This is a genomic window from Erwinia sp. B116, assembly GCF_002865965.1.
Lineage (GTDB): Bacteria > Pseudomonadota > Gammaproteobacteria > Enterobacterales > Enterobacteriaceae > Erwinia.
The window spans coordinates 118,767-143,403 of record NZ_JRZZ01000008.1 but is presented as its reverse complement, the minus strand read 5'-3'; the positions used below and the strand labels follow the sequence as shown (position 1 = coordinate 143,403).

Sequence of the window (24,637 nt, the reverse complement as noted above, 5' to 3'; positions counted from 1 at the left end):
GTTCACCCCATATGGATCTGAGCGCCGTCGATCTTCAGCACGGCGCTGGCATTGATGGCGGCGAGCCTGCTTTCCAGCCGGTAGCTCTGTTCAGCAGTCTGCACAAGGTGTTTTGCCAGCACGGTGTCGCACTGTTCCACCCGCCGCTCGGCGTGTACCGCGCGCTGATGCAGAAAACGGGCGCACTGCTGCAGGCAATCGGCCAGCCAGCGGCAGGTGCGCGAGACCACGGAGAGATGATCGCTGGACAGACTGAGCGTATCGCGGGCTTCGATAGCCAGCTGCTGCGCGTAAATTTTCAGGCTGGCCTGCTGGCTGCTTAAGGTCAGGCAACGTCCGGTATCGGCGCAGCTGAGCAGATCGAGAACGATCAGTTCGTCGCCCGCTTCAATAAATCTGACCCGATCGCCCACCTCGGGCTGGGTCAGGCAGCTGACGGCAATTTTCAACACCCGATGACGATAACCCGCGATATAGAGCAGCCCGGTTTTATCGGCCTCTAAGGTCGCCAGCCTGGCAATACATTCGGGGGCAGAAGGGGCAACGGGCGCGCCCCCTGTCTGACGGCGGGATAGTTTTCTGAAGCGTAATACTGTTGCGTGATCAGACATAACGGCTGACTCCTGAAGGTAAAGAAGGAAATGAGAGGCCGGCGTGCGGCCCGGGTTGAAACTGCGCATACCAGCGTTCGATAGCCTGCAGCAGCGGGTCGGCAGGCCTGGCGGGTTCGCCTTCCGGCAGATGGCTGCCGTACAGTCGTGCCGTCGCCAGTTCAGCGGCGTCGAGCCTGTCCAGGCAGGCATCGCGCAGGTCAGCCCGCGTCCAGTCACTGGTGGCCAGCGCACAATGGCTCAACGCAGCCCGCTGCAGATGGGCCGCCGTCAACCGCGCCCCACGCAGCTGGCACTGCGCCAGTTGCAGATCGGCCCCCTGCACCGCCTGCAGCTCCGTATCATTGAGCAGGCAGTCCGTCAGACAGGCAGCGCTGAAGATCCCGCCGCTGAAATCACTAGCTGAAAGGTCGCAGCCGGTTAACCGGCTCTGGTGGAAACTGATGCCCGGCAGCGTCTGCTGCTGTAGCACGCACGCTTCCAGCTGGCATTTGAACCAGACCGGTCCGCGCCCCGGCAGCAGGCTGAAGCGGCAGTGCGCAAAGCGGCTGCTGGCCGCCACCCAGCGGACCAGCGCCAGCGCCTGGAAGTGCCCCTGCTCAAGGGTGCAGTCGCTGAAATTCCAGTCCTGCGCCTGGCCGTTCAGCAGCCGCAGCTGGCTGAGTGTGACCTCAATCAGCGTCCAGTGTGCGGTGTGACACTGCTCCGCGCACAGCAGCTGGCCGCTGTCCTGTTGCAGGGTGACGTGGCTCAGCCGGCTTTGCGTCAGCTGCAGGTTTTCCCACTGGCTCTGGTGGCTGTAGAGGTGGCTGACCTCCAGCTGATGCAGGCTGACGTTGTTGAGCCGGCACTGAAAGAGATCGCAGTGGCGAAACGATCCGCCGTTGACCCTGACGTCAGTGAACTGGCACCGTTCAAAGCGTACCCCTTCCAGCTGCCACACCTGCAGTGTCAGCCCGCTAAACTGGCAGTCGGTGACGTGCATATTGCGCCACGCCCCGGCGGGCGGGTTGTGCGCGCTAAAGTGCTGCCCGCTGAGCACGGTCGGGCTCTCCGGCACGCCGGCCAGCGCCGCGTCCGGCGATGTCCACATCGGGTCCTGCGGCGGTATCTGCGGGTTATCCGTCATACGCTCCCCCGTTTCTTCGGCATATCCGGGGGCAGCGCAGGCAGACGGGTTGCCCCCTCCAGCAGACAGTCGCTGAACTGCGTGGCCCGGTCGCAGCGGGTTCTGGCCAGACTCGCGCCGATCAGATTGCAGTCGCGGAAGTGGGCAGCACAAAGATTGGCCCGGTAGAACTGCCCCTGCTGCAGGCTGGAGTCCAGCCAGTAGGTGTTTTCCAGCCGGGCATCTTTCCAGCGGCTCCCCGCCATATCACAGCGCAGAAAACGGCTGCCGGTTAGCCTGCACCGATCGAAGTTGCCTTCTTCGACCACGCAGTGTTCCAGCAGGGCTTCGGGCAATATCCCGCCTTTAAAGCCCATTTTCTGCAGCCAGCAGTGAGAAAAGTGGACGCCGGTGAAATCACTCTCCAGCGCGGCGGTCAGGCTGACCAGCTGACACTCGCTAAACGCGCTTTTTTGCCAGTTGCCGCCCAGTAATGAGGTGGCCGTGGCCGTGACCCGGGTCATCTGCAGCTGCGCCGCGTCGCACTGGTTAAACAGGCACTGCGTCAGGGTACTGTGCAGCAGCTGTGCCGCCGGTAACTGACTCTCATCCAGTGAAACGCCCCGCCAGTGGTTATCGTGCCAGCGGCTCTGCGCAAGATCGCACTTCACAAACTGGCAGTGGGTCCACTGGCAGTTATCACAGCGGATTTCACCAAGCAGGCAGCGCTCAGCGTTGAAATATTGTGCGCTGACCTGCTGCCAGTGCGCGCTGCGCAGGTCGCACGCCGTCAGGGTGACATGTTCAAACTGCACCCCTTCCAGCCGGCTGCCCTGCCAGCAGCACTGGTCAAAGCTGCAGTGCTCAAACCGGCATTGCTGCAGCGTGGCCGCCAGAAAACTGACCTGGCTGAAGCGGCAGCGGCGGAACGTTTTCCCGTGCAGCTGGCTTAGGGTCAGCGCTGAGAAGGTCTTATCCTCCAGCAGGCTGTGCTGCCGGAGCAGTGACAGGGCGTCAGGCGTACCGGGTAAATGACAGTCGGTGAAATCCCGCGCGGAGAGCGGTTCCGGCCTGGCGTGGTCCGCCGCGATCAGCTGTTGGATCTGCTGATAAAAGTCACGGGCAATGGCCGGATCCTGCGGGCCGTGCGGGGCTTCAGCAGAATCAGGATGTTGCTCCGCAGACGCGATCACGTCCAGTGCGGCCCCTTCCGGCATCAGCTCCGGATCGTAAAGGAAACTGAGCGGCGGGGCGTCCGTTGCCGTCCGCCGCGTCACGATCCCGGCGTAGTACTGCGCGGTACGCGGTGCCTGCACGGCGTCGAGACCGGCCATAATCAGGCTCACCGATTCATCCAGGGCATCGTCCAGCGGCAGCCGGCCGGTGAAAATAATTAACGCCAGATCGCTGTCCGGCAACAGCCACAGCGTCTTACGTTCCAGCCTGACCGGTTCAACGGGCTTGTCGCCATTGCGCGCCAGTACCACGGCCCGTACCGCAGGCAGCGTGCAGTTTACCTCGCTGTCATTATTGAAACCGGTCAGCGTTAATGCGACATCGTCAGGCCACTCCGGGGCGTTCAGCCACTGTTCGGCTGCCGCCATCTGGAAGTAACGCGGGTCGATATTCTCCGGTAAGCCGGGAAAAACCGTATCGCGGTAAGCGGCACCGTTCATCTCCGCCCGTACCGGCTGCAGGTAGATATCACGCTCCGGAAAATGATGGGGTACCGGCGTGGCCGCGCCCAGCTTACACGTCAGCGGTTCACCGGCGATTTCGATATTGGCCAGCGGTTTACCGGCCGGGTTGAGCCTGCCATTTTCACCGCACCATCCCTGAGGGTGGTCGAGCGGCATCCGGGTAAAGGGCTCAGGGCTGAGCCGCCCGGCTTCGCGATCGCCGACGATATGCCAGCTTTTTCTCAGCCGCCCCACCGCGATGCTCACCTCGGCGTGCGTGGCGGGAGGATCGCGCAACACCCAGCCTGCCAGCAGATATTCCGCATGCGGTTTCGGCTCGGCGCAGTCGAGCACCGACATCATGTGCGGGGCACGGCTCCAGGCGTGCCAGATTTTTGCCTCGGTGGCAAACTGGTCAGGGCGGCTGAGATAGCAGCCCGCCACCACGCTGATCCCCAGAAAACTTTCCTGACCGATCTGATAGCCCGACTTCAGCACAATCAGCTGCTGCGGTTTGATGATTCTCATCTTTTCACCCTTCCTTAGTTCGACATTTTCACGCCGACGGTTTGCATACTGGCACCGGCCACCGAGACGCCGACACCGGTGGTGGTGATACTTGAACCGGTGGTTATGATGCTGGAGCCGATATTGGTGATATTTGAACCATTGTTCATAAACACGGAAGCGGTGAAGTTCACCCAGGAACCTAACATCTGTACCATCGAGCCATACATCATGGTGCTGGACCCGGTCATCACCACCTCGCTGCCGGTCATCGACGATGACACGCCAGTCATCGATGATGACACGCCGGTGAAGGCGGTTCCCTGTCCGAGGAAGGAGGTTGAGCTGGCGGTGAAGTTGCTGGCATCCCCGATCACGGCGGTTGAACTTCCGGTACAGCTGCTGCTACAGCCGGTGAGGCTGACGCTGCTGCCGGTAGTGGAGAGGCTGCTGCCGATGACCGCGCTGCTCATCCCGGTAAACGCGCTGCCATTGCCCGTGACGGAGAGATTGTTGCCGGACAGGGAGACCGCATTGCCCGTCAGGCTGGCCTGATTGCCGGTGGCGGCAACGCTGTTACCGGTCACTCCGATGGCGTTCGCTTTGTAAGAAACCGCGTTCTGCAGCTGTTCCGTCAGCGTGCGGGTGACTACCTGATAGAGATCCTGCCCGACATCGGTGGCGCTGTTACGCTCAACCGAGGTCTGCAGATCGCGCTCCGCGTGCATCATCACCCGTTCACCGCCGCGCTTGTCATCAAAGGTCAGCTGACTGGCATGCTGCGGCTGACCAAACTTCAGCGACCGGGAGACCAGGCCGCTGTAGTTGATCTGCTCCGGCAACCGGTAAGGGGGTGGATTATCGCCGTTATAAACGATGCCGGTGACCACCGGCCGGTCAGGCGAGCCGTCAAGGTAGGTGATCAGCACCTCCTGCCCGACGCGCGGCATCGCCAGCACGCCCCAGCCTTTGCCCGCCCAGGCCTGCACCACCCGTATCCAGCACGAGCAGTCCTCCTCATGGCTCTTGTCACGATCCCAGTGAAAATGCACGCGGATACGGCCGTGTTGGTCGGTGTGTACTTCAGATTCAGCCGGGCCGACCACGGTGGCGCTTTGCAAACCGGACATCTGCGGCCGTGGCGTGACGCGGGGTGGCCGCCAGGCGATGTCGTCGTTTATCGCGATAAAACGGCAGATGACGTTGCGCCCCTGGCTGCTGCTGTCCGGCCCGTCCTGAATAAAGTCATAGTCGCAGCGCAGCAGTTTGTAGCCCCGGTTGCGCTGCGGGTCAGGGTGCAGTGACAGCGCAAAACGGCGGGCGGGCCGTAAGCCTGTGGCATTGCTCTCGCCGTTGAGCAGCAGCCCCTGTGCCTGCAGTTCCTGCAGGCGTATCTGCGCCAGCCGTTCGCCCCGTTCGGTATCCCGGTAACCCGTGGCATAGTCATACCACTGCAGCGGCGTCTCCCGCAGCCGGTTGTCCTGCTGTTCGGCCCGGGTTTGCAGGTTATTGCGCGGATTGAGATAGTCAAAATCACGCAGGACAATCTCATTCGGGCTGACCCTGCGCTGGCGACGAATGCGCTGAATGCCTTCGCGAATGGCGCGCCCCTCTTCGCCGTCGGGGATGTAGCGCAGCCCCTGCCAGGGGGCATCCAGCAGGGGCCAGGTCTGCCGGTCCTGGATCACCAGCGTGTGGCGATCCTCGCCGTGTTCCGTCACGTAACTGATGCCTTCATCCTCCAGCAGGCGGCTGACGAAATCGAAGTCACTTTCGGCAAACTGCACGCAGTACTCCCGCGGCGGATAGGTGCCTTCCAGCTCGAAGCGGTAATCCGCCGCGCCATAACGCGAGAAAATCTGCGTGACAATGTCAGGCACGTTCAGATTCTGGAAGATCCGGCAGTTGCGGTTCTGCTGCAGAAACCACAGCCAGCCACTCAGCCTGAACTGATAAACAAAATGCGTGCCCTGCTGCCCGCGATCGGCCCCGGCGATAATCCAGGCATTAAACGGCCGCCGCCTGCCGCCGGGCAACTCAACGGAGACGGTGACCTTTTTACCCAGCAGCGGGTCGAAATCGACCTCCGCGCTGCGGCACTCGACCTCCAGAGCGTACGCGGCATTGGCGGACATCCCCTCCTCTACCTTAAAACTGAGCGGGTAGGCGTCCAGCGCGTTCAGCTCATCACTTACGATCTCAAGTAAAGACATACAACCTCCTTGTACAGATGACGCGGTTCAGACGAAATGCAGCGTCAGGCAATCGTCTTCGATACTCAGTTGAATTTCGTGCAATACCTGGCGGGTGCGCTGGCGTTGCAGCAGCTCAAGGCCGATCGGCGGCAGCACCGTCTGTTGCAATATTCCCTCGACGGCGCGCCCGCTGGACGGGTGCTGTCGGGCGCGGGCCGTCAGCCAGTCCATAACGTCTGCCGCCACCGTCAGCCGGGTTCCGGCCCCGGCACCGGCCGTCAGCCGGGCGTTAAGTGCGTCCAGCTGGTAGCGGACGATCGCCCGCAGAGCCTCGTCGCTGAGCGGCAGATACGGGATCAGGGTCATGCGCGCCAGCAACGCCGGAGAGAAGACCCGGCTCAGCGCCTGATGGACCCGCGGCCGCAGCGTGGACAGCATGAGCGGCTGTTCGGCGGCGGCGGCCTCAATTTCATCACCGCCGGCATTGCAGGTCAGCAGGAAGAAGCAGTGGCGGAAGCTGATCTGCCGCCCTTCCCCATCCTCCATCAGCCCTTTATCAAACACCTGATAAAACAGGTCATGAATATCCGGGTGCGCTTTCTCAAACTCATCCAGCAGGACAACTGACCAGGGTTTACGCCTGACCGCTTCGGTCAGCTTTCCCCCTTTGCCGTAGCCGATATAACCCGGCGGTGCCCCCTTCAGCGTGGAGACGCTGTGCGCTTCCTGGAATTCACTCATGTTAAAGGCGATCAGATTATGGCTTCCGCCATAGATCGCCCGGGCCAGCGCGTGGGCGGTTTCCGTTTTCCCGGTGCCGGTCGGCCCGGCCAGCAGAAAGACGCCAGACGGGCGCTCCGGCGACTGTAAACCAGCACGCGACACCCGTATCGCCTGGGCCAGCTGCTCTATTGCCGCAGGCTGGCCAAAGATCTGCGCCGCCAGCCGTGACTCCAGCTGCAGCACGTTGTCGATATCGCTCTGCAACATGCGGCCGGAGGGGATTCCGGTCCAGTCAGACAGCACGTCGGCAATCACCCGCTCATCCACCCACGGAGAGACCAGCGGCGTTTCGTTCAGCCCGTCCGGCGGTTCCGCCAGCGCTGGCTCAGCCCCTTCCTGCTGCCTGGCACGATAACGCTGGAAGATCTGCTGCTCCTGCTGATGCTGCTGGCGCAGGCTGTCCAGCCGTTGCCGGCACGCCGACTGTCGCTGTTGCAGCGCCGCCAGCCGTGGTTCTTTCTCCTCCGCCGCCAGCGGTTCCTGCCGCAGGTTGTCGCTTTCCCGCCGCAGCGCATCGAGTTCGGCCAGGGCGTCACCGATGGCGTAAGGTTGCCCGTGCTGGCTGAGGGCGACCCGCACGCAGGCGGTGTCCAGTAGCGCAATCGCCTTGTCGGGCAGCTGCCGCGAGGGCAGATTGCGCTGCGACAGGCGCACCGCCGCCAGCAGCGCGGATTCGCGGATCGACACCTGATGAAAGGCGGAAAATTTCGGCGCGATGGCGCGCAGCATGGCGACCGCGTGCGCCTCATCAGGTTCACTGACCAGCACGGTCTGAAAACGACGGGTCAGCGCGGCGTCCGGCTCTATAAACTGCTTATACTCCGACCAGGTGGTGGCCCCAATCATCCTCAGCTCACCGCGCGCCAGCATCGGTTTCAGCAGATTCACCGCATCACCGGTTCCGGCCTGCCCTCCTGCACCGACCAGCCCATGTGCCTCATCGCAGAACAGCACAACCGGGCTGCCGGAGGCAAGGATGGCGTCCAGCAACGCGCAGAGTCTGGCCTCAAACTCCCCGCGCGCCGTGGCACCCGCCTGCAGGCTGCCGAGATCCAGCGACAGCAGACGCGCCCCCTGCAGGCGTGGCGGCACCTGGCCGCTGACGATCTGGCTGGCCAGCGCCTCGACCACCGCGGTTTTGCCTACGCCCGCCTCGCCTACCAGCATCGGGTTGTTCTGCCGCCGGCGCTGCAAAATATCGATCAGCTGGCGCAGCTCCTGCTCACGACCAATGACCGGATCAATCTCACCTCTGGCGGCCTGGGCGGTCAGATCGGCACACCAGCGGGTGAGCACGGCGCTCTCTGCCCCGGCGTCTGCGGCCGCGGGCGGCGGGCTGACCGACAACGGGTCAGCGTTTACCTGCTCAATGGAGCAGGCAATAATCGCCGGATAGTCGTCAAAAATTTTGGGCAGCGGCAGCTTTTTGAACTCATCGCAGAGTCGGTACAACACGCGCTGCAGCGCCGGATCCTGCAGGATACCCAGCAGAATATGGGCGGTGCGCACCGGGCCACCGGCCGGGTTAAGCTGGCTGACCACCACCCCGTGCTCTACCGCACGGATCAGGCTGGCTGACAGGTCGCTCACCGTCCCCTCGCGGTTTGGCTGAGTGTGCAGGATCTTCTTCAGCGCGTTCGCCACCCGTGACTGGCTGACCTCACAGGCGTTGAACAGCAGCGGGATATCACCGCGATCCTCGCTGACCAGCACGCTCAGCCAGTGCTCCAGCTCCACGGTCTCGTGGCGGAAACTGCGGCACAGCCGGGTTGCGTCAACAAAGGTTGCCCTGGCAAACGCTCCCAACAGGGAAAACAGACGTTCTCGCTGATACACCTTTAACCTTCCTTATTTCAGGTTGTCGAATACCAGACAGGCTGGGAGACGATCTTTTCCCTGGCCTGCAACCAGCCGCTGCGCCCCGCACGCCCCTGCCCCAGACGGCAGGCCATCGCAGGTGAGGTGCGGATCAGCAGCACAATATCCATCACGTACCGGTGGCGAAAAAAAGCCCGGCAGCAGTGCGCCAGAGAGAGCAATGCCGGTGCCCCGCGTTGAAATGTCGAATACTCGCTGGCGTCCAGCGGACCAATATCTATCCGCACGGCGTGCTGCGCATCATAGAAACGCCTTCCGAGTCGGGTGGCGCCCAGCAGGTTGCCCACCGGATGAACGCCAGGCTCATCGCCAATCCACCTGCCCTGTCGGGTGCGCACCCGCACCGGGACGGAGAAGTAGTGGGTCAGCATCCGTTGCAACTCCGCTACCGAACCCCGCCCCGGCAGCCACGCGCCGGGCCAGGCCAGGCGCAGACGGCTCAGGTGAGTTTCCAGAGGCTGGGCCGCCGGTATCCCGGCGACCATCCGCAGGCGGCGGTCAAACCGGTTCTGCTCCGGCGGGCGATCGTGCCCGACTATCGGGTTAAGCTGGCTCCATGCGCGGTAAAAAAACAGCGCCAGCCGCTGGCTGAAAATCGCCATAAAGGCCTCAAAGGCCCGGTTGCGCTGTGAAAAGGCCTCTGCATGCGCGTGTTCGGTGACGTACAGGGGTAACGGGCCGTATGGCGCAAAAAAACCAAAGTAGCGGGTGATCACCTCCAGCCGGCCGTCGTTTGTCTGTACATCCGCCACCTCACGCGGGGCGAACGCCGCGTCTGCCCGCTGGGTAATGCGTATGCGCGACAACGAACCATCGCGACTCTCTCCCAGCTGCGGCTGGCCGGGGCAGAGATGTTCAAACTCGCGCAGCAGGGCGAAAAAGTCCCGATCGGCGCTGAACGTGCCCCACGCCAGCGGCGGCAGCGGCTTAGCAGACATGCTCTTGCTCCCAGCTGATTTGCGGTTCGCCATCCAGAGAGAGCGTCATGCGCAGCGTCTGGCTCAGCTCACAGTACTGGCTCAGCGCATGATGGATCACCGCCGCGAAGACCACCGCACCGTGATCGGCATGATGGTCGCGCCGCAGGTTAAGCGCGATCTCTGCCCCGCGGGTCCAGGCCAGCGGCCCCGCCCCGCGATAGCGCTCAAAGCGGTGGCCGATCGCGCTGTGCTCAATGCTGTCCAGACGGCGTTGATGGGTGGGCTGCAGGGGGTCGGCAAACAGCATCAGCCACTCCTTCAGTAAGGCAGAGCAGTCCGCCACCTGCGGCCGGGCATAGTGCAGCGGGTTAACGGCCAGCAGCTGTAACGCCTGCCAGCTCTTATCCGCTGGCGGCACCGCCTGTGGGCTGGAGGGATGACGAATAATCTCCGTCTGATGCACCGGCAACGTCTGTTGCAGCTGGAACACCGGCTGTTGTAACCCGGCCGGGATCAGATGCCGTTCGCAGACCAGCGCCTCCACCGCCAGCGCTTTCAGCGCGTGCGCTGGTCCACTGGCTTCCCCCATCGAGAGCGCGATAAAAAGTTCTTCTTCCGGTAACCCGCTGTTGTGATAGCGCGATGCGCGTGGCTCACGCCGACGGCGTAACGACCAGACGGCCGGAATGCCCGGCTGATGATAACGGCGATCGCCCTGCGGTGAGGCCAGCGGGATCGGTTCCCCCTGCGGGTTGACGCCCTGTACCTGACACAGGCTGTGAACGTCGTAAAGCGACGCGTTCAGCCGGTCGACAATCAGCGGATGTTCAACGCGATCGTGGTTGAGTAATACCGGGTCACAGCGACGGCGGTACAGGTTAATCACCGGCGTGGCAAACAGGGCGAAATCGGCTGCACCAATCTGGTTCAGCAGCGTCACCACCTTCCGATCGAGCAGAATAAACAGTTCAAACTCCCGCGCCTGCCGGCACTCACTGAGGAAAGGCTGCAACCCGGCGATATCAACACGGCAGAACAGGCCGGGTGCGGCAAAGTACTCGCGCAGGATCCGGCAGCCCGGCAGCTCGCCCGTGACCTGCGGCAGCAGTGAATCCTCATCACCCAGCCCGCCCAGGCGTAATGCGCTGGCGGGCAGTTCTGCAACCTTTGTCTGCCGGTCGCAGGTCGCCCAGGCGACTATTTTTTGCGTGTGCAGCAGGATCAGCGAGAGCAGCTGGCTGGCTTTGACCTGGTGACCGGCCAGCGTCAGTTGCAGCGGTGAAAATCGCAGCTGTGAGACGGCAACCACGCCCCGGGTGCTCAGCCGGATGCGCAGGTGGGACTGACTGTGTTGAAAATGACGTGCCACCCCTTCAGGCAGGGACGCGGGGGCCAGCAGCGCGTAGCTGGCCTCCTCAATCACCACCGGCTGAAGGTGCAGCGCTGTGCCGGTTGAGAAGGTTGCCGTCCTGCCGTGCAGTGACGGATCGCTTAATACCACCTTGCTGCCGCGAGGCAGCGTGGTGTGCGTATCCCACTGCGGATAAGTCAGGTCGGGACGGATGGCGATCAGCGCCATTGAGGGCACCGGGGCCGACCAGTAGGGTGCCAGCCGGGCCAGCATATTGAGTGCGAACTCAGGCTGCTCATAATTGAGGCGCTGCTGAACGCGGGTGCTGAGAAAGGCTGCGCCCTCCAGCAGTCGCTCAACAAAAGGATCGCGTACCCCGTCATGATGCATCCCCAGATGCCTGGCGACCTGCGGATTTTCACGTGAGAACTGCTCACCGGCCTGCAGGAAGTAACGGAGTTCATCGTTGTACAGGGCTAAAAAGTCGTCGTCGGGCATGATTTTCGCCTCAAATAACCTGAATGGCACCACATGAGTAATCCAGCGCAATGCGTAAATTGATGACCGTGGCGTCTTGTGGAACGGCCAGAACGCCGCTGATATCAAATAAGATCGCCAGTGCCAGCGTTTGTCGCGTTTCAAATACCGGCTTCACCGTAATTCTCACCGGATCAAGACGCGGCTCGAACGTCACCAGGATGCGATGTATGTGTCTGGCCAACGCCGATACATTTTCACTGATCGGGATCTGTTTACTCAGTGAAGGCAGTCCGTAATTGATCACCGAGCCTGCGCAGAATGAGTAATGTTCTAACGATAACGTGCCGCTGCGCGTGGCATCATTCAGCAGTCTTTCAATATCGCGCAGCAATATTTCCCGCCACCCCGCCATACTCATGGCCACAGGTAGCGTGCTGAGCTTATCGAATAACGCAGGCCGTGATATTATCATTGTATTTTCCTTTATCCTGGCCACCCGTAAACGGGCAGCCAGGGTGCGGATTAGATTTTTATATTTCGCTTAAGATCATAGCCGGACTGGATAACGGCCCCCATACTTCCGTCATTATTCTGCTCCTTATATTCAATCTCTATCCTGGCAAAATTGAGCCTGATCAGATCGGTTGGCAAAACCGTATCGACCTTGTGAATATACATAGGATCAATAGGCATATTACCCACGGTTTTATAGGACGACACCAGGCAGTTGCTGAACACCACCGTGAGGAAGTCCTGCTGACCCTGACCGGATTTACGGCAGACCAGCCGGGCTTTTTCAATATGCGCCCCCGTTGCACACATCAGAAAGAGTTTGGGGGAGGATTTGTTATTGATCATGCGGAATTCAAAATCTTTCATTTCAACTTTTCCTGCTCCACCGCCGCTACCCATTCCCCAGCGGCCGGCATTCTCTTCTGACCACTGCCAGGCATCAAGCTGGATCCAGCCACGATAATGTTCATCAGGCGATTCACCATCAACGCCATCTATTTTTAAAAAATAATCAACTAACGCTGCCATCTTAATCTCCTTGATTGCGTTACGCCGGTTTGTACCGGCAGATATCCGGATAAAAATGCACAGTGCAGAACGCCAGGATTTTGTGCTTTAACGCACTATCCGGCTTTCATCACTCTGATTCATTTTCATCTTTTCCCATCCATGTTGGCAGAGGGAAGTCTGGACACTAACCGTAATGAAACGGTCATGCCTTCTAACTGGTAATGGGGGCGCAAATAAAAATGCGCACGATAATATCCCGGATCGTCAGCCACCTCTTCCACGCTGACTTCCGCTGCGGCGAGAGGGCGGCGAGCTTTGGTAGTTTCGGTAGATACCGTAGGATCGCCGTCAACATAATTCATCAGCCAGTCATTCAGCCATAACTGCATATCATCACGAGAGCGGAATGATCCTATTTTGTCCCTGACAATACATTTCAGATAGTGGGCAAAACGGCAGGTGGCAAAAATATAAGGCAATCGCGATGATAACTTCGCATTCGCCGTCGCATCATCATTTTCATAGCGCCTGGACGCATGCAGCGTGCATGAACCAATGAAAGCGGCAAAGTCAGAGTGTTTACGGTAAACCAGCGGCAGAAATCCCGCATCCGACAGCTCCTGTTCCCGCCGATCAGAAATAGCGACTTCGGTGGGACAGGTCAGCTCATAACCGCCCTCCTCCGAGGGAAAGGCATACGCCGGTAGCTCTTCCACCGCGCCGCCGGATTCGATGCCGCGAATTCTTGAGCACCAGCCATATTCATGGAAGGCCCGGTTGATGTTCAGCGCCATGGCATAGGCCGAGTTGGCCCAGCAGAAATCGTCACTCTGCTCGGGGCGAACCACTTCTTCAAAAGAAAACGCCTCTACCGGATTGGTTTTGGCCCCGTAAGGCTGGCGGGCCAGGAAGCGGGGCAGCGTCAGCACCAGATAGCGCGCGTCGTTGCTTTCCCGCAATCGTCGCCATGCCGCATATTCCGGCGTGGTAAAAATCTTGCCAATATCCCGCGGGTTGCCCAGTTCGGCCCATTTGTTCATCTGCAGCAGCGCTGGTGACGCCGCAGCAATAAACGGGCAGTGCGCAGCGGCGGCAATTTTGGCAATTTCACTCAGCAGCGACACGCCAATCGGGCTGTGATCGAACGGGTAATCGCCAACCAGACAGCCAAAGGGTTCACCGCCAAACTGCCCATACTCATTTTCATAGATCTGTTTGAAAATCGGGCTCTGATCCCAGGCCGTACCCCGGTAGCGGCTCAGCGTGCTCATGAGTTCCTGCTGAGTAATATTAAGAACACGGATTTTCTGTGTTTCATTAACATTAGTATTATCAACAAGATAGCTAAGACCGCGCCATGCCGCCTCCAGTTTTTGAAAAGCCGGCTGATGAATGATCAGGTTCATCTGCTGTGACAGTTTCTCGTCGATTTCAGCAATCAAACGCTCGAGGGTGAAAATCACGTCTTTGCTGACCCTGACCTGGCTTCGGCTCACGTAGTCCGACAGGGTGCCGATCGCACTGCGTACCGCCAGCGATGCTTCCTGCGTGCGTGGGCGAAAGCTCTTTTTCAACAGCGCGTCCAGCTCATCGCCGACGTCTACAGGTTCATCATATTCCCGCCGATCGTGAATGAGATGTTCAGCCAGCGGATTAGTCTCTGTCATTGCCCTTCCCCTTCCTCTGTCCTGCTGCCTGGATCCGGCTCGCCTTCGCTCTCACTGAAGATATCCGCGCCTTTCACGATCAGATCGTTAAGAAAATCGGGACGTTCTAACAGATTTTTTACTACCTCTTCCGCGCTGGCTTTCCCGTCCATATAGGTGATCAGCTGGGAAAAATGCTCACGGGCCTGCAGCAGTGCCGCCATCTGTGGAATGCGCCGTGCCAGTTCTGCGGGAGAAAAGTCCTCCATGGATTCGAATTCCAGATCGATATCGATCAGGTCATCGCCCTCACTCAGCGTATTTTCCACGTAGAATTGCAAATGGGGTTTTATTGCCCGCATGCGGTCATTAAAATTATCCTGATCGAAGGTCAGAAATTTACGTTTTTCAATAGCAGGCAGATCGGTTTTACGATTACCGGAAAGATCGGACATGATACCGGTGACAAAAGGTAGCTCGATCTTCTTTTGCGAACCATAAAGCTCAACGTCATACTCAATCTGAACGCGGGGTGCATTGTTCTTTCCGATAAACTTTTGTGAATCAGTATCCCTGGCCATCAGCCTCTCCTCGGTATTTTATTTATTACCAATAAACTGCTGTAACGTCGACAGTGAGTCCGGCAGCATATCTTCAACGATCGCTAAAAAATCCATACCGATCATTTTTTGCGACCGCCGAATCAGCACCGGTGCCGGATGACCCGGCTCACACCGTTCAAAATAGTCGATAACTTTATCCAGCATGATAATCACATCCTGACGACTCGAAAAACCGTCTGGCGTGAGTGCTGGCAAACTCTGACTTTCCAATAAAACCGCGTCGTCATCACTACTTGCAGTGATATGAGCTATTTTATTCCGCAGGACATCAATCCATTCCAGCAGCAACCGACAATCCAGTTGATATCCTTCGTTATCCTTATTGACCAAAAACTCTATGTTTTTCAGCGAACCATGGATCAGCAGCAGCTGCTCTGATAACGCCGGCAGTCCGGCCTGATGGTAGACTTCATTTACCTGAGAAACAGCGGATACAATTTGTGAATAACTCAATTCCGTACTGTCGGATGAGAGCCCGCGTGAAAAAATATCATCATAAGATAATCCTCCCCCAGGGATTAACTGACTCTTTTTTATCAGGCTCAGGCACGGTACTGATGAAATCCAGCTCAGCGCTGCGGCTCCATCACCATTGAGTAACAGCGTCTTATCCTCAGCGACTTCCGTTATTGACAGGTCAAGAAGATAATGTTCTATTTTTTTTATACTCTCAAAGAGTACGATCCCACCGCGCAGATTCAACTCCGCACGAAGTAACCAGAGTTCAACCCGCAGGTCAAAATTTTTTGATATTAAGTGACTGCAGTTATCTCTGATTTTATACCAGTCAAACTTTTCTTCCGGAAGCGTATAGCCCAGAGGATCGTCAATTTCATCGAATTTAGCCAGAGATAATTCAACATCAACATAGAGTGGATCAAACTTGATATCTTCATTCGGTCCGTAAGAATAAGCGCAATCATCCATAATTCTATCCTCAGCGTGGATTAGCAGTACTTTTTCTGTCACAGGGGCATGCATAGCTCGTCCTTGTATAAATCACCTTATCAAACAAAATTAATTAACACCCAATTGTTTGTGAGAATTAATCAGCACTCAATTATAGATTTCATCTATCAATAAATTGATATCGATCGTCAAAAGCAATAAGCATTATTAACGGTTCATTTAAGTTTTTTTATGTCATCGTTTTTACTAAAAAACCACCTGTTAAAATCGTATAATTACTTCGATAAAAAACTTTTTTAATCAAATATTATTATAATCATAATATTTGTTAACTAAAAATAAGGTTTTTCCGCAAGTTAAAATCATTAAAAAAAATGAACCCTCATTTTCTGGCTACAATTGCAGCAGTGAAATCTTTTTTTTGCAAATGCAGTATAAAAATTTTGGACATGTTGAAATCATTGAAAAAATGATTTTTATCGGGCGTTAATGTGATAAATACAGAACGGTAGTGAGTGTAAGATCATGTTTTTGAACAATATATTTTCCATGAGCTTTTTTTAACTTCAGGAGAGACGCTTTTACGGTGACCGGATGTTTTACGATAAGCGTTAATTCCCGTCCGACAAAATTCCTCAGCTTTGCTGCATTCATAAGTAAAATGAATCATTCGCCACGTACCCTCACCCTTCACGTGGATAGAGTATTAACTGAAAAAACTGTTACCTGCGCAGAAATGCTCATACCCGGCGTGCCCGAGCATGAGTCAGAAAGAGGGGGAAAAGGGAATTCAACAGGTCGGCGCTGCTGCGTTCGTCAGGCATAGCGACCATGACGCTCGCTGTTGCGTCTCGTCATCTTCTTACCAAGCAGTGCGTCGAAATCTATCGACGCACTGCGGCACTCGATATCCAGCCGGTATTGCGCGTTGCCGGATACCCGCTCTTCCACGTCAAAGCTGAGCGGGAAAGCACCCAGTGCTTTGAGTTCCGCACTCCCGATTTCAATTAACGACATATAACCTCCTGGTATGGGTTGCCGTCAGAAGGTGCTAATGGTTTACGGCCTTCAGCAGGATGCCCTGACCGACTGAAAACAGCGTCATTTACCGTCAGCTTAGCGTTTAACAGGTCAGTTTGTTTTTGCCAAAACGGGTGGGTTGAACAACCACAGAACAGGATGGAATGGGATGAAAGTGCAGGGCCGGCAGGTATCGTCGGGCAATTTACAGCAGGTTGCAGAGCACTAAGCACAAAATAAAGAAAAAGACGGGTAAACAGCCCCACCACCGCCAGGTGGGGGTGTTTACCCGTCCGCAGGGGCTGCGCCCTGTTGATTGACTCCGGCCGTTTATTCCAGGCTGGTGGTGCCGTTGATCCTGAACTTGATGGTCATTTTCAGATCTTTCCCCGGCCTGCCGGGTTCGTAACGCCACTTGCGCATGGCCGTTTTCACCTCACGCTCAAACATATTGCGCGGTTCGGCGGAGACAATACGCACGTTCTCTACCTGCCCGCTGGCGTTGACGTCGAACATCACCCTGACCGCACCCTCCACGCGCAGCGCCAGCGCCCGCGACGGATAATCAGGGTTGCCCTGGCTAATCGCCCGCGTACCGGTTGAGACGGTATTCGACGGCGGCGCCGGGTTGGTTGTCGGCGCGGTAGACGCTTTCGGTGCTTCGGTGACCTGCTTTTCAACCGGGGCTGGCGGACGCGTTTCACGCGGCTTCACCTGTGGCTTCGGCTTCTCTTCCACCTTCTTCGGTTTCGGCTTCGGCTTCGGCTTCGGTTTGGGCTTCGGCTCGGGGATCGGAATCGGAACCGGCTCGGCTTTTGGCGGCTCGGGAACGATTTCTGGCTCAGGTTCCGGCTCAGGTTCGATCACCGGCTCTGGCGGCGCAGGCTGCACTTCCGGCTGCACTTCCGGCGCGACCATCGACACGCTGATGGGCTGTGCCGGTTTCGGCATCTCAGTCGTCTGGTGGTACGAGGCGTAAAGCAGCGCACCGATCACCGTACCGTGCAGTACAACGGAAACCAGCAACGAGAGGGGTGAACGGCCTGGTAGTGGGGTTGTCAGCGTCGTCATAGTCTTTATGGTCAAAATGTGAAGGGGTGAGTTTAAATGCAAATAGCAATCAATTTCAACAACCAGCGGCATCCAATTGACAATAAGCCCTTAAATCACCGCCCGGCGGGTCAGATTCCCTCCGTTTATCTTTCGTTTGCACAAACGCTGGTGATCACTTAACGTGGCGCAACTATTTATTTCGACAGGGGTTCGAAAGTGCTCTACGTAATATACGCTGAAGATCATGCTGATTCACTGGAAAAACGGCTGGCGGTGCGCCCTGCACACCTGGCACGGCTGCAGCTGCTGCGCGATGAAGGACGCCTGATTATCGCCGGGCCAATGCCCGCCGTCGACAGCAACGACCCCGGTGCCGCAGGCTTCAGCGGCTCTACGGTGATCGCCGAGTTCACCTCGCTGGAAGAGGCGCAGACCTGGGCGCAGGACGACCCATATGTCGCGGCGGGTGTATACCGGCAAGTGGCGGTGAAGCCATTCAAACGGGTGTTCTGACCCGTGGCGCGCGGTCGGCTTTGCCGCCCACGCTCACCCATCGGGTCAACCGGGCGCGTCTGTCGCCCGGTCACTCACGCTCAGGGGATCTGGGTAATAAACAGGATCGAACGGCGCTGCTGCTGGGCCACCTGGTGGCGGAAGGAGTGCATACGGCCATAGCGGCGGGACTGCCCTTCTAACCAGCGCGACCGGCGGCGGTGCACCTGCCGCATCATGCGCCAGCGCGCGACTTCATTCCTGCTCTTCCTCATGACACCCTCTCTCGGATTTGTGGACCGGCAAAACCTGCGGCGCGAGTATAGCCTTTTTTTCCGCCGCACCCAATCAGACCTGTTAAATCGGTGAATACTTTCGAAAAGGTTCCCTGCGCTGTCATCTGCACGTAAACTCTGAGCACCCGGGCGCGAACAGGATTTCCACTTAATGACCACTTTTTACACCGTGATGAGCTGGCTGCTGGTTTTCGGATACTGGCTGCTGATCGCCAGCGTGACGCTGCGCATCCTGATGAAACGCCGCGCCGTGACCTCGGCGATGGCCTGGCTGCTGGTAATCTACATTCTGCCGCTGGTCGGCATTATCGCCTATCTGTCGTTTGGCGAACTGCATCTTGGCAAGCGCCGGGCCGAACGTGCCCGCACCATGTGGCCGTTTACCGCCCGCTGGCTCAACGAGCTGAAGTCAACCCGGGCGATTTTTGCCGAGGGCAACAGCGATGTAGCCCGCCCGCTGTTTCAGCTGTGTGAACACCGCCAGGGCATTGGCGGGGTTAAGGGCAACCAGCTGCAGCTGCTGACCAGCACCGATGAGACGCTGCAGGCGCTGATCCGCGATATCCGGCTGGCGCGGCACAACATCGAGATGGTGTTTTACATCTGGAATCCGGGCGGTCTGGCGGATGAGGTGGCCGAAGCGCTGATGGCCGCCGCCCGGCGCGGCGTGCACTGCCGCCTGATGCTGGACTCGGCCGGCAGCGTGGCCTTTTTCCGCAGCCCGTGGGCGGCGATGATGCGTAACGCCGGCGTCGACGTGGTGGAAGCGCTGAAGGTCAGCCTGCTGCGCGTGTTCCTGCGCCGTATGGACCTGCGCCAGCACCGTAAGATGGTGCTGATCGACAACGCCATCTCCTACACCGGCAGCATGAATATGGTCGACCCGCGCTTCTTTAAACAGGACGCGGGCGTCGGCCAGTGGGTGGATCTGATGGCGCGGATGGAAGGCCCGGTGACCACCACCATGGGCATTATCTACGCCTGTGACTGGGAGATTGAAACCGGCAAGCGCATCCTGCCGCCGCCGCCGGACGCCAATATGATGCCGTTTGAAGCCGAAAGCGGCCATACCACTCAGACCATCGCCTCCGGACCGGGCTTCCCGGAGGATATGATCCACCAGGCGCTGCTGACCGCCATCTATTCGGCGCGCGAACAGCTGATTATGACCACCCCCTATTTCGTGCCCAGCGATGACCTGCTGCACGCCATCTGCACCGCCGCCTGGCGCGGCGTTGAGGTGAGCATTATCGTGCCGCGCCACAACGATTCGCTGCTGGTCGGCTGGGCCAGCCGCGCCTTCTTCGCCGAACTGCTGGAGGCGGGGGTGAAAATCTACCAGTTCGAGGGCGGCCTGCTGCACACCAAAAGCGTGCTGGTCGACGGTCAGCTCAGTCTGGTCGGCACCGTTAACCTCGATATGCGCAGCCTGTGGCTGAACTTTGAGGTGACGCTGGTGGTGGACGATGACGGTTTCGGTACCGATCTGGCCTGCGTACAGGCGGATTATATCGCCCGCTCACGGCTGCTGGACGCCAGCCGCTGGAACCGTCGCGCCTGGTGGCAGCGCATCGTCGAACGTCTGTTTTACTTCTTCAGCCCTTTGCTGTAAAACGGGCGAAGTTGTTCACCAGCCCGCGGGCTTACAGGAAATGTTATGGATTTAAACAACCGCCTTACCGAAGATGAAACGCTGGAACAGGCTTACGATATTTTTCTTGAGCTGGCCGTCGATAACCTCGATCCGGCCGATGTGATTCTGTTCAACCTGCAGTTTGAGGAGCGCGGCGGCGCGGAGCTGTTTGACCCGGCCGAAGACTGGGCCGAGCACGTTGATTTCGATCTCAACCCGGACTTCTTCGCCGAAGTGGTGATTGGGCTGGGTGAAGCCGACGGTGAGCCGATCACCGACGTGTTTGCCCGCGTGCTGCTGTGCCGCGAGAAAGACCACAAGCTGTGCCATATTCTGTGGCGTGAGTAGGCCGCTGCCAGAGCAGTGAGGCAGGCTGTCTGCAGGATGTAACCGACGGTCTCACCCTCTCTGCCAGACGATTAAAAAACGGCTACCGGACAACGGTAGCCGTTTTTTATTGCCTGTCGCGCAGCAAAACAGATGCCCGTTGAAGCGGGTGGTGACAGACGCCACCACCCGCCTGGCGCGGTATTACAGCGGGTCGACCTTCAGGCAGGAGACCGCGTGACGGAAGCTGCCCTCGAGCAGCGGCCGGGTGATGGCGCACTCCGGCCCGGCCACCGGGCAGCGGGTGCGGAACACGCAGCCGGACGGCGGGTTGATCGGCGAAGGCAGCTCCCCCTCCAGCAGCTGCAGGGTTTTATTCCGCTCCCGATCCGGATCCGGCACCGGCACCGCCGACATCAGCGCCCGGGTATAAGGGTGCTGCGGGTTCTGGTACACCTCGCTGTAGGTGCCGAGCTCCACCGCGTGGCCAAGGTACATCACCAGCACGCGGTCGGAGATATGCTTTACCACCGCCAGATCGTGGGCGATAAAGATCAGCGACAGGCCCATCTCGCGCTGCAGCTTTTGCAGCAGGTTTACCACCTGCGCCTGGATCGACACGTCGAGCGCCGAGACCGGTTCATCGCAGATAATCAGTTTCGGCTCAAGGATCAGCGCGCGGGCGATGCCGATGCGCTGACACTGGCCACCGGAGAACTCGTGCGGGTAGCGGTTGACGAGGTTGGGCAGCAGGCCGACCTTCTGCATCATGCTGCGCACCTTCTCCGTCACCTGCGCCCGGGTCAGCTCCGGGTGGTAGGTGCGCAGCGGCTCGGCGATGATGTCGCCGATGGTCATGCGCGGGTTGAGCGAAGCCAGCGGATCCTGGAAAATCATCTGGATATCGCTGCGCGCCTCGCGCCACTGCTCGGCGCTCTGCCCCAGCAGATCGCGCCCCAGCCAGGCCACCCGCCCTTCGGTCGCCTTGACCAGCCCGATGATCGCCCGCGCCAGCGTCGACTTACCGCAGCCGGATTCGCCGACCACGCCGAGGGTTTCGCCCTCGTACAGCCGCAGGCTGACGCCGTCGACCGCCTTCAGCGTTTTCGGCGGCTGCCAGAACCACTGGCGTCCGTCTTTAATCTCAAAGTGCACCTTCAGATCGGCGATCTCCAGCAGCACCTTCTTCTCAGCAGGCAGCGTCATACCAGTGCCTCCGGTGATTTAAAGCAGGCGCGCAGGCGGCCCTGACCAAACGGGCTGAGCGGCGGCGTGTCGGCACAGCGCTCGGTGGCGTGGGCGCAGCGCGGCTGGAACGGGCAGCCTTTCGGCAGGCGCAGCAGGTTGGGCGGGTTACCTGGAATAGTCACCAGCGTGTCGTTTTCGTCGGCGTCCAGCCGCGGCACCGCGTTAAGCAGGCCGATCGAGTAAGGGTGCGACGGCTGATAGAACACGTCGCGCGCGCTGCCGTACTCCATGGTGCGCCCGGCGTACATTACCAGCACCCGATCGCAGATCCCGGCCACCACCCCCAGATCGTGGGTGATCATAATAATCGCGGTGTTGAACTCGCGCTTCAGTTCGTTCAGCAGGGTCATAATCTGCGCCTGGACGGTGACGTCCAGCGCGGTGGTCGGTTCATCGGCGATCAGCAGCTTTGGCCGGCACAGCAGCGCCATGGCGATCATCACGCGCTGGCGCATGCCGCCGGAGAATTCGTGCGGGAACATGCGCATGCGCTTGCGGGCTTCCGGCATTTTCACCGCATCCAGCATGCGTACCGACTCTTCAAACGCCTGCGCGCTGCTGAGGCCGTTGTGCAGCTTCAGTACCTCCATCAGCTGTTCGCCGACGCGCATGTAAGGGTTCAGCGAGGTCATCGGGTCCTGGAAGATCATCGCCATCTGCTGCGCGCGCAGCGTATTCAGCTGCTTTTCCGGCAGGTTGAGGATCTGCTGGCCGTTAAAGCGCGCCGAGCCGCCGGTGACGCCGTTGGCGGCCAGCAGCCCCATCAGCGCAAAGGCGGTCTGCGATTTGCCGGAGCCGGACTCGCCGACGATGCCCAGCGTCTCACCGGCGCTGAGGCTGAAGTTCAGGTCGTTAACGGCGGTGACGTCACCGTCCGGGGTGCGGAAGGTAACGCGCAGGTCGCTGACTTCCAGCAAGCGGGGTTCAGCCGCCGTCGTTTCTGTGTTGTTCATCAGCACTTTCCTTAACGATCTTTCGGGTCGAGGGCATCACGCAGGCCATCGCCGATAAAGTTGAAACAAAACAATGTCACCACCAGGAAGCCGGCAGGCCAGAGCAGCAGCCACGGCGAGACCTCCATCGAGTTGGCGCCGTCGCTGAGCAGCGCGCCCCAGCTGCTCAGCGGCTCCTGGGTGCCAAGGCCGAGGAAGCTGAGGAAGGATTCAAACAGGATCATCCCCGGTACCAGCAGCGAGGCGTAGACCACCACCACGCCAAGCACGTTTGGCACGATGTGGCGCATCACGATGGCAAAGGTGGAGACGCCGCCGACTTCGGCCGCTTCGATAAACTCTTTGCGCTTCAGGCTCAGCGTCTGGCCGCGCACGATACGCGCCATATCCAGCCACGATACCATGCCGATGGCGATAAAGATCAGCAGGATGTTCTGACCAAACAGCGTCACCAGCAGGATCACAAAGAACATAAACGGGAAGGAGTTGAGGATCTCCAGCAGGCGCATCATCACCGCGTCGGTTTTACCGCCAAGGTAGCCCGCCAGCGTGCCGTACAGGGTGCCGACCACCACCGCCACCAGCGCGGCGGCGAGGCCGACCATCAGCGAGATGCGTCCGCCGATCGCCACCCGCACCAGCAGGTCGCGCCCCGAGGAGTCGGTGCCGAAGTAGTGGCCGCTGCTGAGATCCGGCGCGGCCGACATCATCGCCCAGTCGGTATCATCGTAGGTGAACGGCGACAGCAGCGGGGCCAGCACCACGAACAGCGCAATCAGCAGCAGCAGGACCAGGCTGGCGATCGCCGCGCGGTTGTGCATAAAGCGCCGGCGGGCGTCCTGCCACAGGCTGCGCCCTTCCACCTCCAGCTTTTCGCTGAAGTTCTCCATGGTCTGGCTGTTTTTCTTACTTAAAATCATTATCCGACCCCTGCTCAGTAACGGATTTTCGGATCGATCACGGCGTACAGCACGTCAACAATCGCGTTAAACAGGATAGTCAGGCCACCGACCAGAATGGTCAGGCTGAGTACCAGCGAGTAGTCCCGGTTCAGCGCGCCGTTAACGAACAGCTGGCCGATGCCCGGCAGGCCGTAGATGGTTTCAATCACCATCGAGCCGGTAATGATGCCGACAAAGGCCGGGCCGAGATAGGAGAGCACCGGCAGCAGCGCCGGCTTCAGCGCGTGGCGCAGGATGATGCGGCGCATCGGCAGCCCCTTGGCGCGCGCGGTGCGGATAAAGTTGGAGTGCAGCACCTCAATCATCGACCCGCGGGTGATACGGGCGATGCTGGCAATATAGGCCAGCGACAGCGCCACCATCGGCAGGATCATATATTTCAGCGCCCCGCCATTCCAGCCGCCGCCGGGCAGCCACTTGAGGGTAATCGAGAACAGCAGCACCAGCAGTGGTGCTACCACAAAGCCGGGAATGACGATGCCGGTCATGGCCACTCCCATTACCGCGTAGTCCCAGCGGGTGTTCTGCTTCAGCGCCGCAATGGTGCCTGCGGTCACGCCGATCACCAGCGCAAACAGGAAGGCCGCCGCGCCGAGCTTAGCGGAAACCGGGAACGAGGTGGCCAGCAGATCGTTCACCGAATAGTCTTTGTACTTAAACGACGGGCCAAAGTCGCCGTGGGCCAGCTGGCCGAGGTAGCTGAGGTACTGCTTCCACATCGGATCGTTGAGGTGGTATTTGGCCTCGATGTTGGCCATCACCTCCGGGCTGAGCACCCGCTCGCCGGTAAACGGGCTGCCGGGTGCCAGCCGCATCATAAAGAACGAGATGGTGATCAGAATAAACAGCGTCGGGATCGCTTCAAGGAAGCGTCGTAGAATAAATTTTAACATTGCCGTACCTGCTGGCTGATGCCGCAGCGCACAGGCGCTGCGGCGAC

The 24,637-nt window shown here is 59.1% G+C and carries 22 protein-coding genes; 3 read left to right on the top strand and 19 right to left on the bottom strand.

Annotated elements, in window-relative coordinates:
* Positions 1-2: 2 nt before the first annotated feature.
* The 14 genes from NV64_RS08695 to tonB form a co-directional block, all read right to left on the bottom strand.
* On the bottom strand, positions 3-611 hold the full coding sequence (locus NV64_RS08695; RefSeq protein ID WP_158239888.1) for a DUF3540 domain-containing protein: 609 nt from the start codon (positions 609-611) through the stop codon (positions 3-5).
* Positions 604-1,740: a pentapeptide repeat-containing protein gene (locus NV64_RS08690; RefSeq protein ID WP_101505747.1), complete on the bottom strand. Its 1,137-nt coding sequence runs from the start codon at positions 1,738-1,740 to the stop codon at positions 604-606. Before NV64_RS08690 ends, NV64_RS08695 begins: the two co-directional genes overlap by 8 nt.
* The gene (locus NV64_RS08685) at positions 1,737-3,926 is read right to left on the bottom strand and encodes a pentapeptide repeat-containing protein (RefSeq protein ID WP_056242420.1); all 2,190 of its coding nucleotides are present in this window, start codon (positions 3,924-3,926) and stop codon (positions 1,737-1,739) included. The genes NV64_RS08690 and NV64_RS08685 overlap by 4 nt, the downstream gene beginning before the upstream one ends.
* A 14-nt stretch (positions 3,927-3,940) precedes the next feature.
* Complete coding sequence (locus tag NV64_RS08680; RefSeq protein ID WP_101505746.1) at positions 3,941-6,118, bottom strand: type VI secretion system Vgr family protein; 2,178 nt, start codon at positions 6,116-6,118, stop codon at positions 3,941-3,943.
* 27 nt (positions 6,119-6,145) lie between these two features.
* Positions 6,146-8,719: a type VI secretion system ATPase TssH gene (tssH, locus tag NV64_RS08675; protein WP_101505745.1), complete on the bottom strand. Its 2,574-nt coding sequence runs from the start codon at positions 8,717-8,719 to the stop codon at positions 6,146-6,148.
* A 17-nt stretch (positions 8,720-8,736) separates the two neighbouring features.
* Positions 8,737-9,699 carry a type VI secretion system baseplate subunit TssG gene (gene tssG, locus NV64_RS08670; RefSeq protein WP_158239887.1) on the bottom strand — a complete coding sequence of 321 codons (963 nt, stop codon included), beginning with the start codon at positions 9,697-9,699 and terminating at the stop codon, positions 8,737-8,739.
* Entirely contained in the window at positions 9,689-11,530 is a 1,842-nt protein-coding gene (tssF, locus tag NV64_RS08665; protein WP_101505743.1) for a type VI secretion system baseplate subunit TssF, read from the bottom strand. The genes tssG and tssF overlap by 11 nt, the downstream gene beginning before the upstream one ends.
* A gap of 10 nt (positions 11,531-11,540) precedes the next feature.
* Entirely contained in the window at positions 11,541-11,984 is a 444-nt protein-coding gene (locus NV64_RS08660; RefSeq protein WP_101505742.1) for a type VI secretion system baseplate subunit TssE, read from the bottom strand.
* A 50-nt stretch (positions 11,985-12,034) separates the two neighbouring features.
* Positions 12,035-12,553 carry a type VI secretion system tube protein Hcp gene (locus NV64_RS08655; RefSeq protein WP_056242405.1) on the bottom strand — a complete coding sequence of 173 codons (519 nt, stop codon included), beginning with the start codon at positions 12,551-12,553 and terminating at the stop codon, positions 12,035-12,037.
* Positions 12,554-12,678: 125 nt separating this feature from the next.
* Positions 12,679-14,202, bottom strand: a complete 1,524-nt coding sequence (tssC, locus tag NV64_RS08650) for a type VI secretion system contractile sheath large subunit (protein WP_101505741.1) — start codon at positions 14,200-14,202, stop codon at positions 12,679-12,681.
* Positions 14,199-14,762 (bottom strand): type VI secretion system contractile sheath small subunit, encoded by a 564-nt coding sequence (gene tssB / locus NV64_RS08645; RefSeq protein WP_056242401.1) that lies wholly within the window; start codon positions 14,760-14,762, stop codon positions 14,199-14,201. Before tssB ends, tssC begins: the two co-directional genes overlap by 4 nt.
* 18 nt (positions 14,763-14,780) lie before the next feature.
* A complete protein-coding gene (locus tag NV64_RS08640; protein WP_101505740.1) occupies positions 14,781-15,785 on the bottom strand; it encodes an ImpA family type VI secretion system protein in 1,005 nt (334 codons plus the stop codon).
* Between the two features lie 744 nt (positions 15,786-16,529).
* Positions 16,530-16,730: a hypothetical protein gene (locus NV64_RS08635; protein ID WP_056242397.1), complete on the bottom strand. Its 201-nt coding sequence runs from the start codon at positions 16,728-16,730 to the stop codon at positions 16,530-16,532.
* Positions 16,731-17,063: 333 nt separating this feature from the next.
* Positions 17,064-17,804: a TonB system transport protein TonB gene (gene tonB, locus NV64_RS08630; protein WP_199177638.1), complete on the bottom strand. Its 741-nt coding sequence runs from the start codon at positions 17,802-17,804 to the stop codon at positions 17,064-17,066.
* A gap of 198 nt (positions 17,805-18,002) precedes the next feature.
* Here tonB and NV64_RS08625 point away from each other — a divergent pair, with 198 nt between their 5' ends.
* Positions 18,003-18,299, top strand: coding sequence for a YciI family protein (locus NV64_RS08625; RefSeq protein WP_056242390.1), 297 nt, complete (start codon positions 18,003-18,005; stop codon positions 18,297-18,299).
* 80 nt (positions 18,300-18,379) lie between these two features.
* Here NV64_RS08625 and NV64_RS23130 read toward each other — a convergent pair whose 3' ends face one another.
* Positions 18,380-18,553, bottom strand: a complete 174-nt coding sequence (locus NV64_RS23130) for a YciY family protein (protein ID WP_146005466.1) — start codon at positions 18,551-18,553, stop codon at positions 18,380-18,382.
* 172 nt (positions 18,554-18,725) lie between these two features.
* Between NV64_RS23130 and cls the strand changes: the two genes are divergently transcribed.
* Both cls and NV64_RS08615 read left to right on the top strand, forming a co-directional pair.
* Positions 18,726-20,186: a cardiolipin synthase gene (gene cls, locus NV64_RS08620; protein ID WP_056242190.1), complete on the top strand. Its 1,461-nt coding sequence runs from the start codon at positions 18,726-18,728 to the stop codon at positions 20,184-20,186.
* A gap of 45 nt (positions 20,187-20,231) precedes the next feature.
* A complete protein-coding gene (locus NV64_RS08615) occupies positions 20,232-20,555 on the top strand; it encodes an HI1450 family dsDNA-mimic protein (RefSeq protein ID WP_056242186.1) in 324 nt (107 codons plus the stop codon).
* Positions 20,556-20,738: 183 nt separating this feature from the next.
* On the opposite strand, the gene oppF is transcribed toward NV64_RS08615, so the two are convergent.
* The 4 genes from oppF to oppB are packed head-to-tail and all read right to left on the bottom strand — an operon-like array spanning position 20,739 to position 24,590.
* Entirely contained in the window at positions 20,739-21,740 is a 1,002-nt protein-coding gene (gene oppF / locus NV64_RS08610) for a murein tripeptide/oligopeptide ABC transporter ATP binding protein OppF (RefSeq protein WP_101505738.1), read from the bottom strand.
* Complete coding sequence (locus tag NV64_RS08605) at positions 21,737-22,735, bottom strand: ABC transporter ATP-binding protein (protein ID WP_056242180.1); 999 nt, start codon at positions 22,733-22,735, stop codon at positions 21,737-21,739. The genes oppF and NV64_RS08605 overlap by 4 nt, the downstream gene beginning before the upstream one ends.
* Positions 22,736-22,746: 11 nt before the next feature.
* Entirely contained in the window at positions 22,747-23,655 is a 909-nt protein-coding gene (gene oppC / locus NV64_RS08600; RefSeq protein ID WP_101505737.1) for an oligopeptide ABC transporter permease OppC, read from the bottom strand.
* A 14-nt stretch (positions 23,656-23,669) separates the two neighbouring features.
* A complete protein-coding gene (gene oppB, locus NV64_RS08595) occupies positions 23,670-24,590 on the bottom strand; it encodes an oligopeptide ABC transporter permease OppB (protein WP_056242173.1) in 921 nt (306 codons plus the stop codon).
* Between the last annotated feature and the right edge of the window lie 47 nt (positions 24,591-24,637).

Coding starts and splice junctions, on each gene's coding strand:
- NV64_RS08695 (WP_158239888.1), bottom strand. CDS start 611: ATGTCTGATCACGCAACAGTATTACGCTTCAGAAAACTATCCCGCCGT.
- NV64_RS08690 (WP_101505747.1), bottom strand. CDS start 1,740: ATGACGGATAACCCGCAGATACCGCCGCAGGACCCGATGTGGACATCG.
- NV64_RS08685 (WP_056242420.1), bottom strand. CDS start 3,926: ATGAGAATCATCAAACCGCAGCAGCTGATTGTGCTGAAGTCGGGCTAT.
- NV64_RS08680 (WP_101505746.1), bottom strand. CDS start 6,118: ATGTCTTTACTTGAGATCGTAAGTGATGAGCTGAACGCGCTGGACGCC.
- tssG (WP_158239887.1), bottom strand. CDS start 9,699: ATGTCTGCTAAGCCGCTGCCGCCGCTGGCGTGGGGCACGTTCAGCGCC.
- tssF (WP_101505743.1), bottom strand. CDS start 11,530: ATGCCCGACGACGACTTTTTAGCCCTGTACAACGATGAACTCCGTTAC.
- NV64_RS08660 (WP_101505742.1), bottom strand. CDS start 11,984: ATGATAATATCACGGCCTGCGTTATTCGATAAGCTCAGCACGCTACCT.
- NV64_RS08655 (WP_056242405.1), bottom strand. CDS start 12,553: ATGGCAGCGTTAGTTGATTATTTTTTAAAAATAGATGGCGTTGATGGT.
- tssC (WP_101505741.1), bottom strand. CDS start 14,202: ATGACAGAGACTAATCCGCTGGCTGAACATCTCATTCACGATCGGCGG.
- tssB (WP_056242401.1), bottom strand. CDS start 14,762: ATGGCCAGGGATACTGATTCACAAAAGTTTATCGGAAAGAACAATGCA.
- NV64_RS08640 (WP_101505740.1), bottom strand. CDS start 15,785: ATGCATGCCCCTGTGACAGAAAAAGTACTGCTAATCCACGCTGAGGAT.
- NV64_RS08635 (WP_056242397.1), bottom strand. CDS start 16,730: ATGTCGTTAATTGAAATCGGGAGTGCGGAACTCAAAGCACTGGGTGCT.
- tonB (WP_199177638.1), bottom strand. CDS start 17,804: ATGACGACGCTGACAACCCCACTACCAGGCCGTTCACCCCTCTCGTTG.
- NV64_RS23130 (WP_146005466.1), bottom strand. CDS start 18,553: ATGAGGAAGAGCAGGAATGAAGTCGCGCGCTGGCGCATGATGCGGCAG.
- cls (WP_056242190.1), top strand. CDS start 18,726: ATGACCACTTTTTACACCGTGATGAGCTGGCTGCTGGTTTTCGGATAC.
- NV64_RS08615 (WP_056242186.1), top strand. CDS start 20,232: ATGGATTTAAACAACCGCCTTACCGAAGATGAAACGCTGGAACAGGCT.
- oppF (WP_101505738.1), bottom strand. CDS start 21,740: ATGACGCTGCCTGCTGAGAAGAAGGTGCTGCTGGAGATCGCCGATCTG.
- NV64_RS08605 (WP_056242180.1), bottom strand. CDS start 22,735: ATGAACAACACAGAAACGACGGCGGCTGAACCCCGCTTGCTGGAAGTC.
- oppC (WP_101505737.1), bottom strand. CDS start 23,655: ATGATTTTAAGTAAGAAAAACAGCCAGACCATGGAGAACTTCAGCGAA.
- oppB (WP_056242173.1), bottom strand. CDS start 24,590: ATGTTAAAATTTATTCTACGACGCTTCCTTGAAGCGATCCCGACGCTG.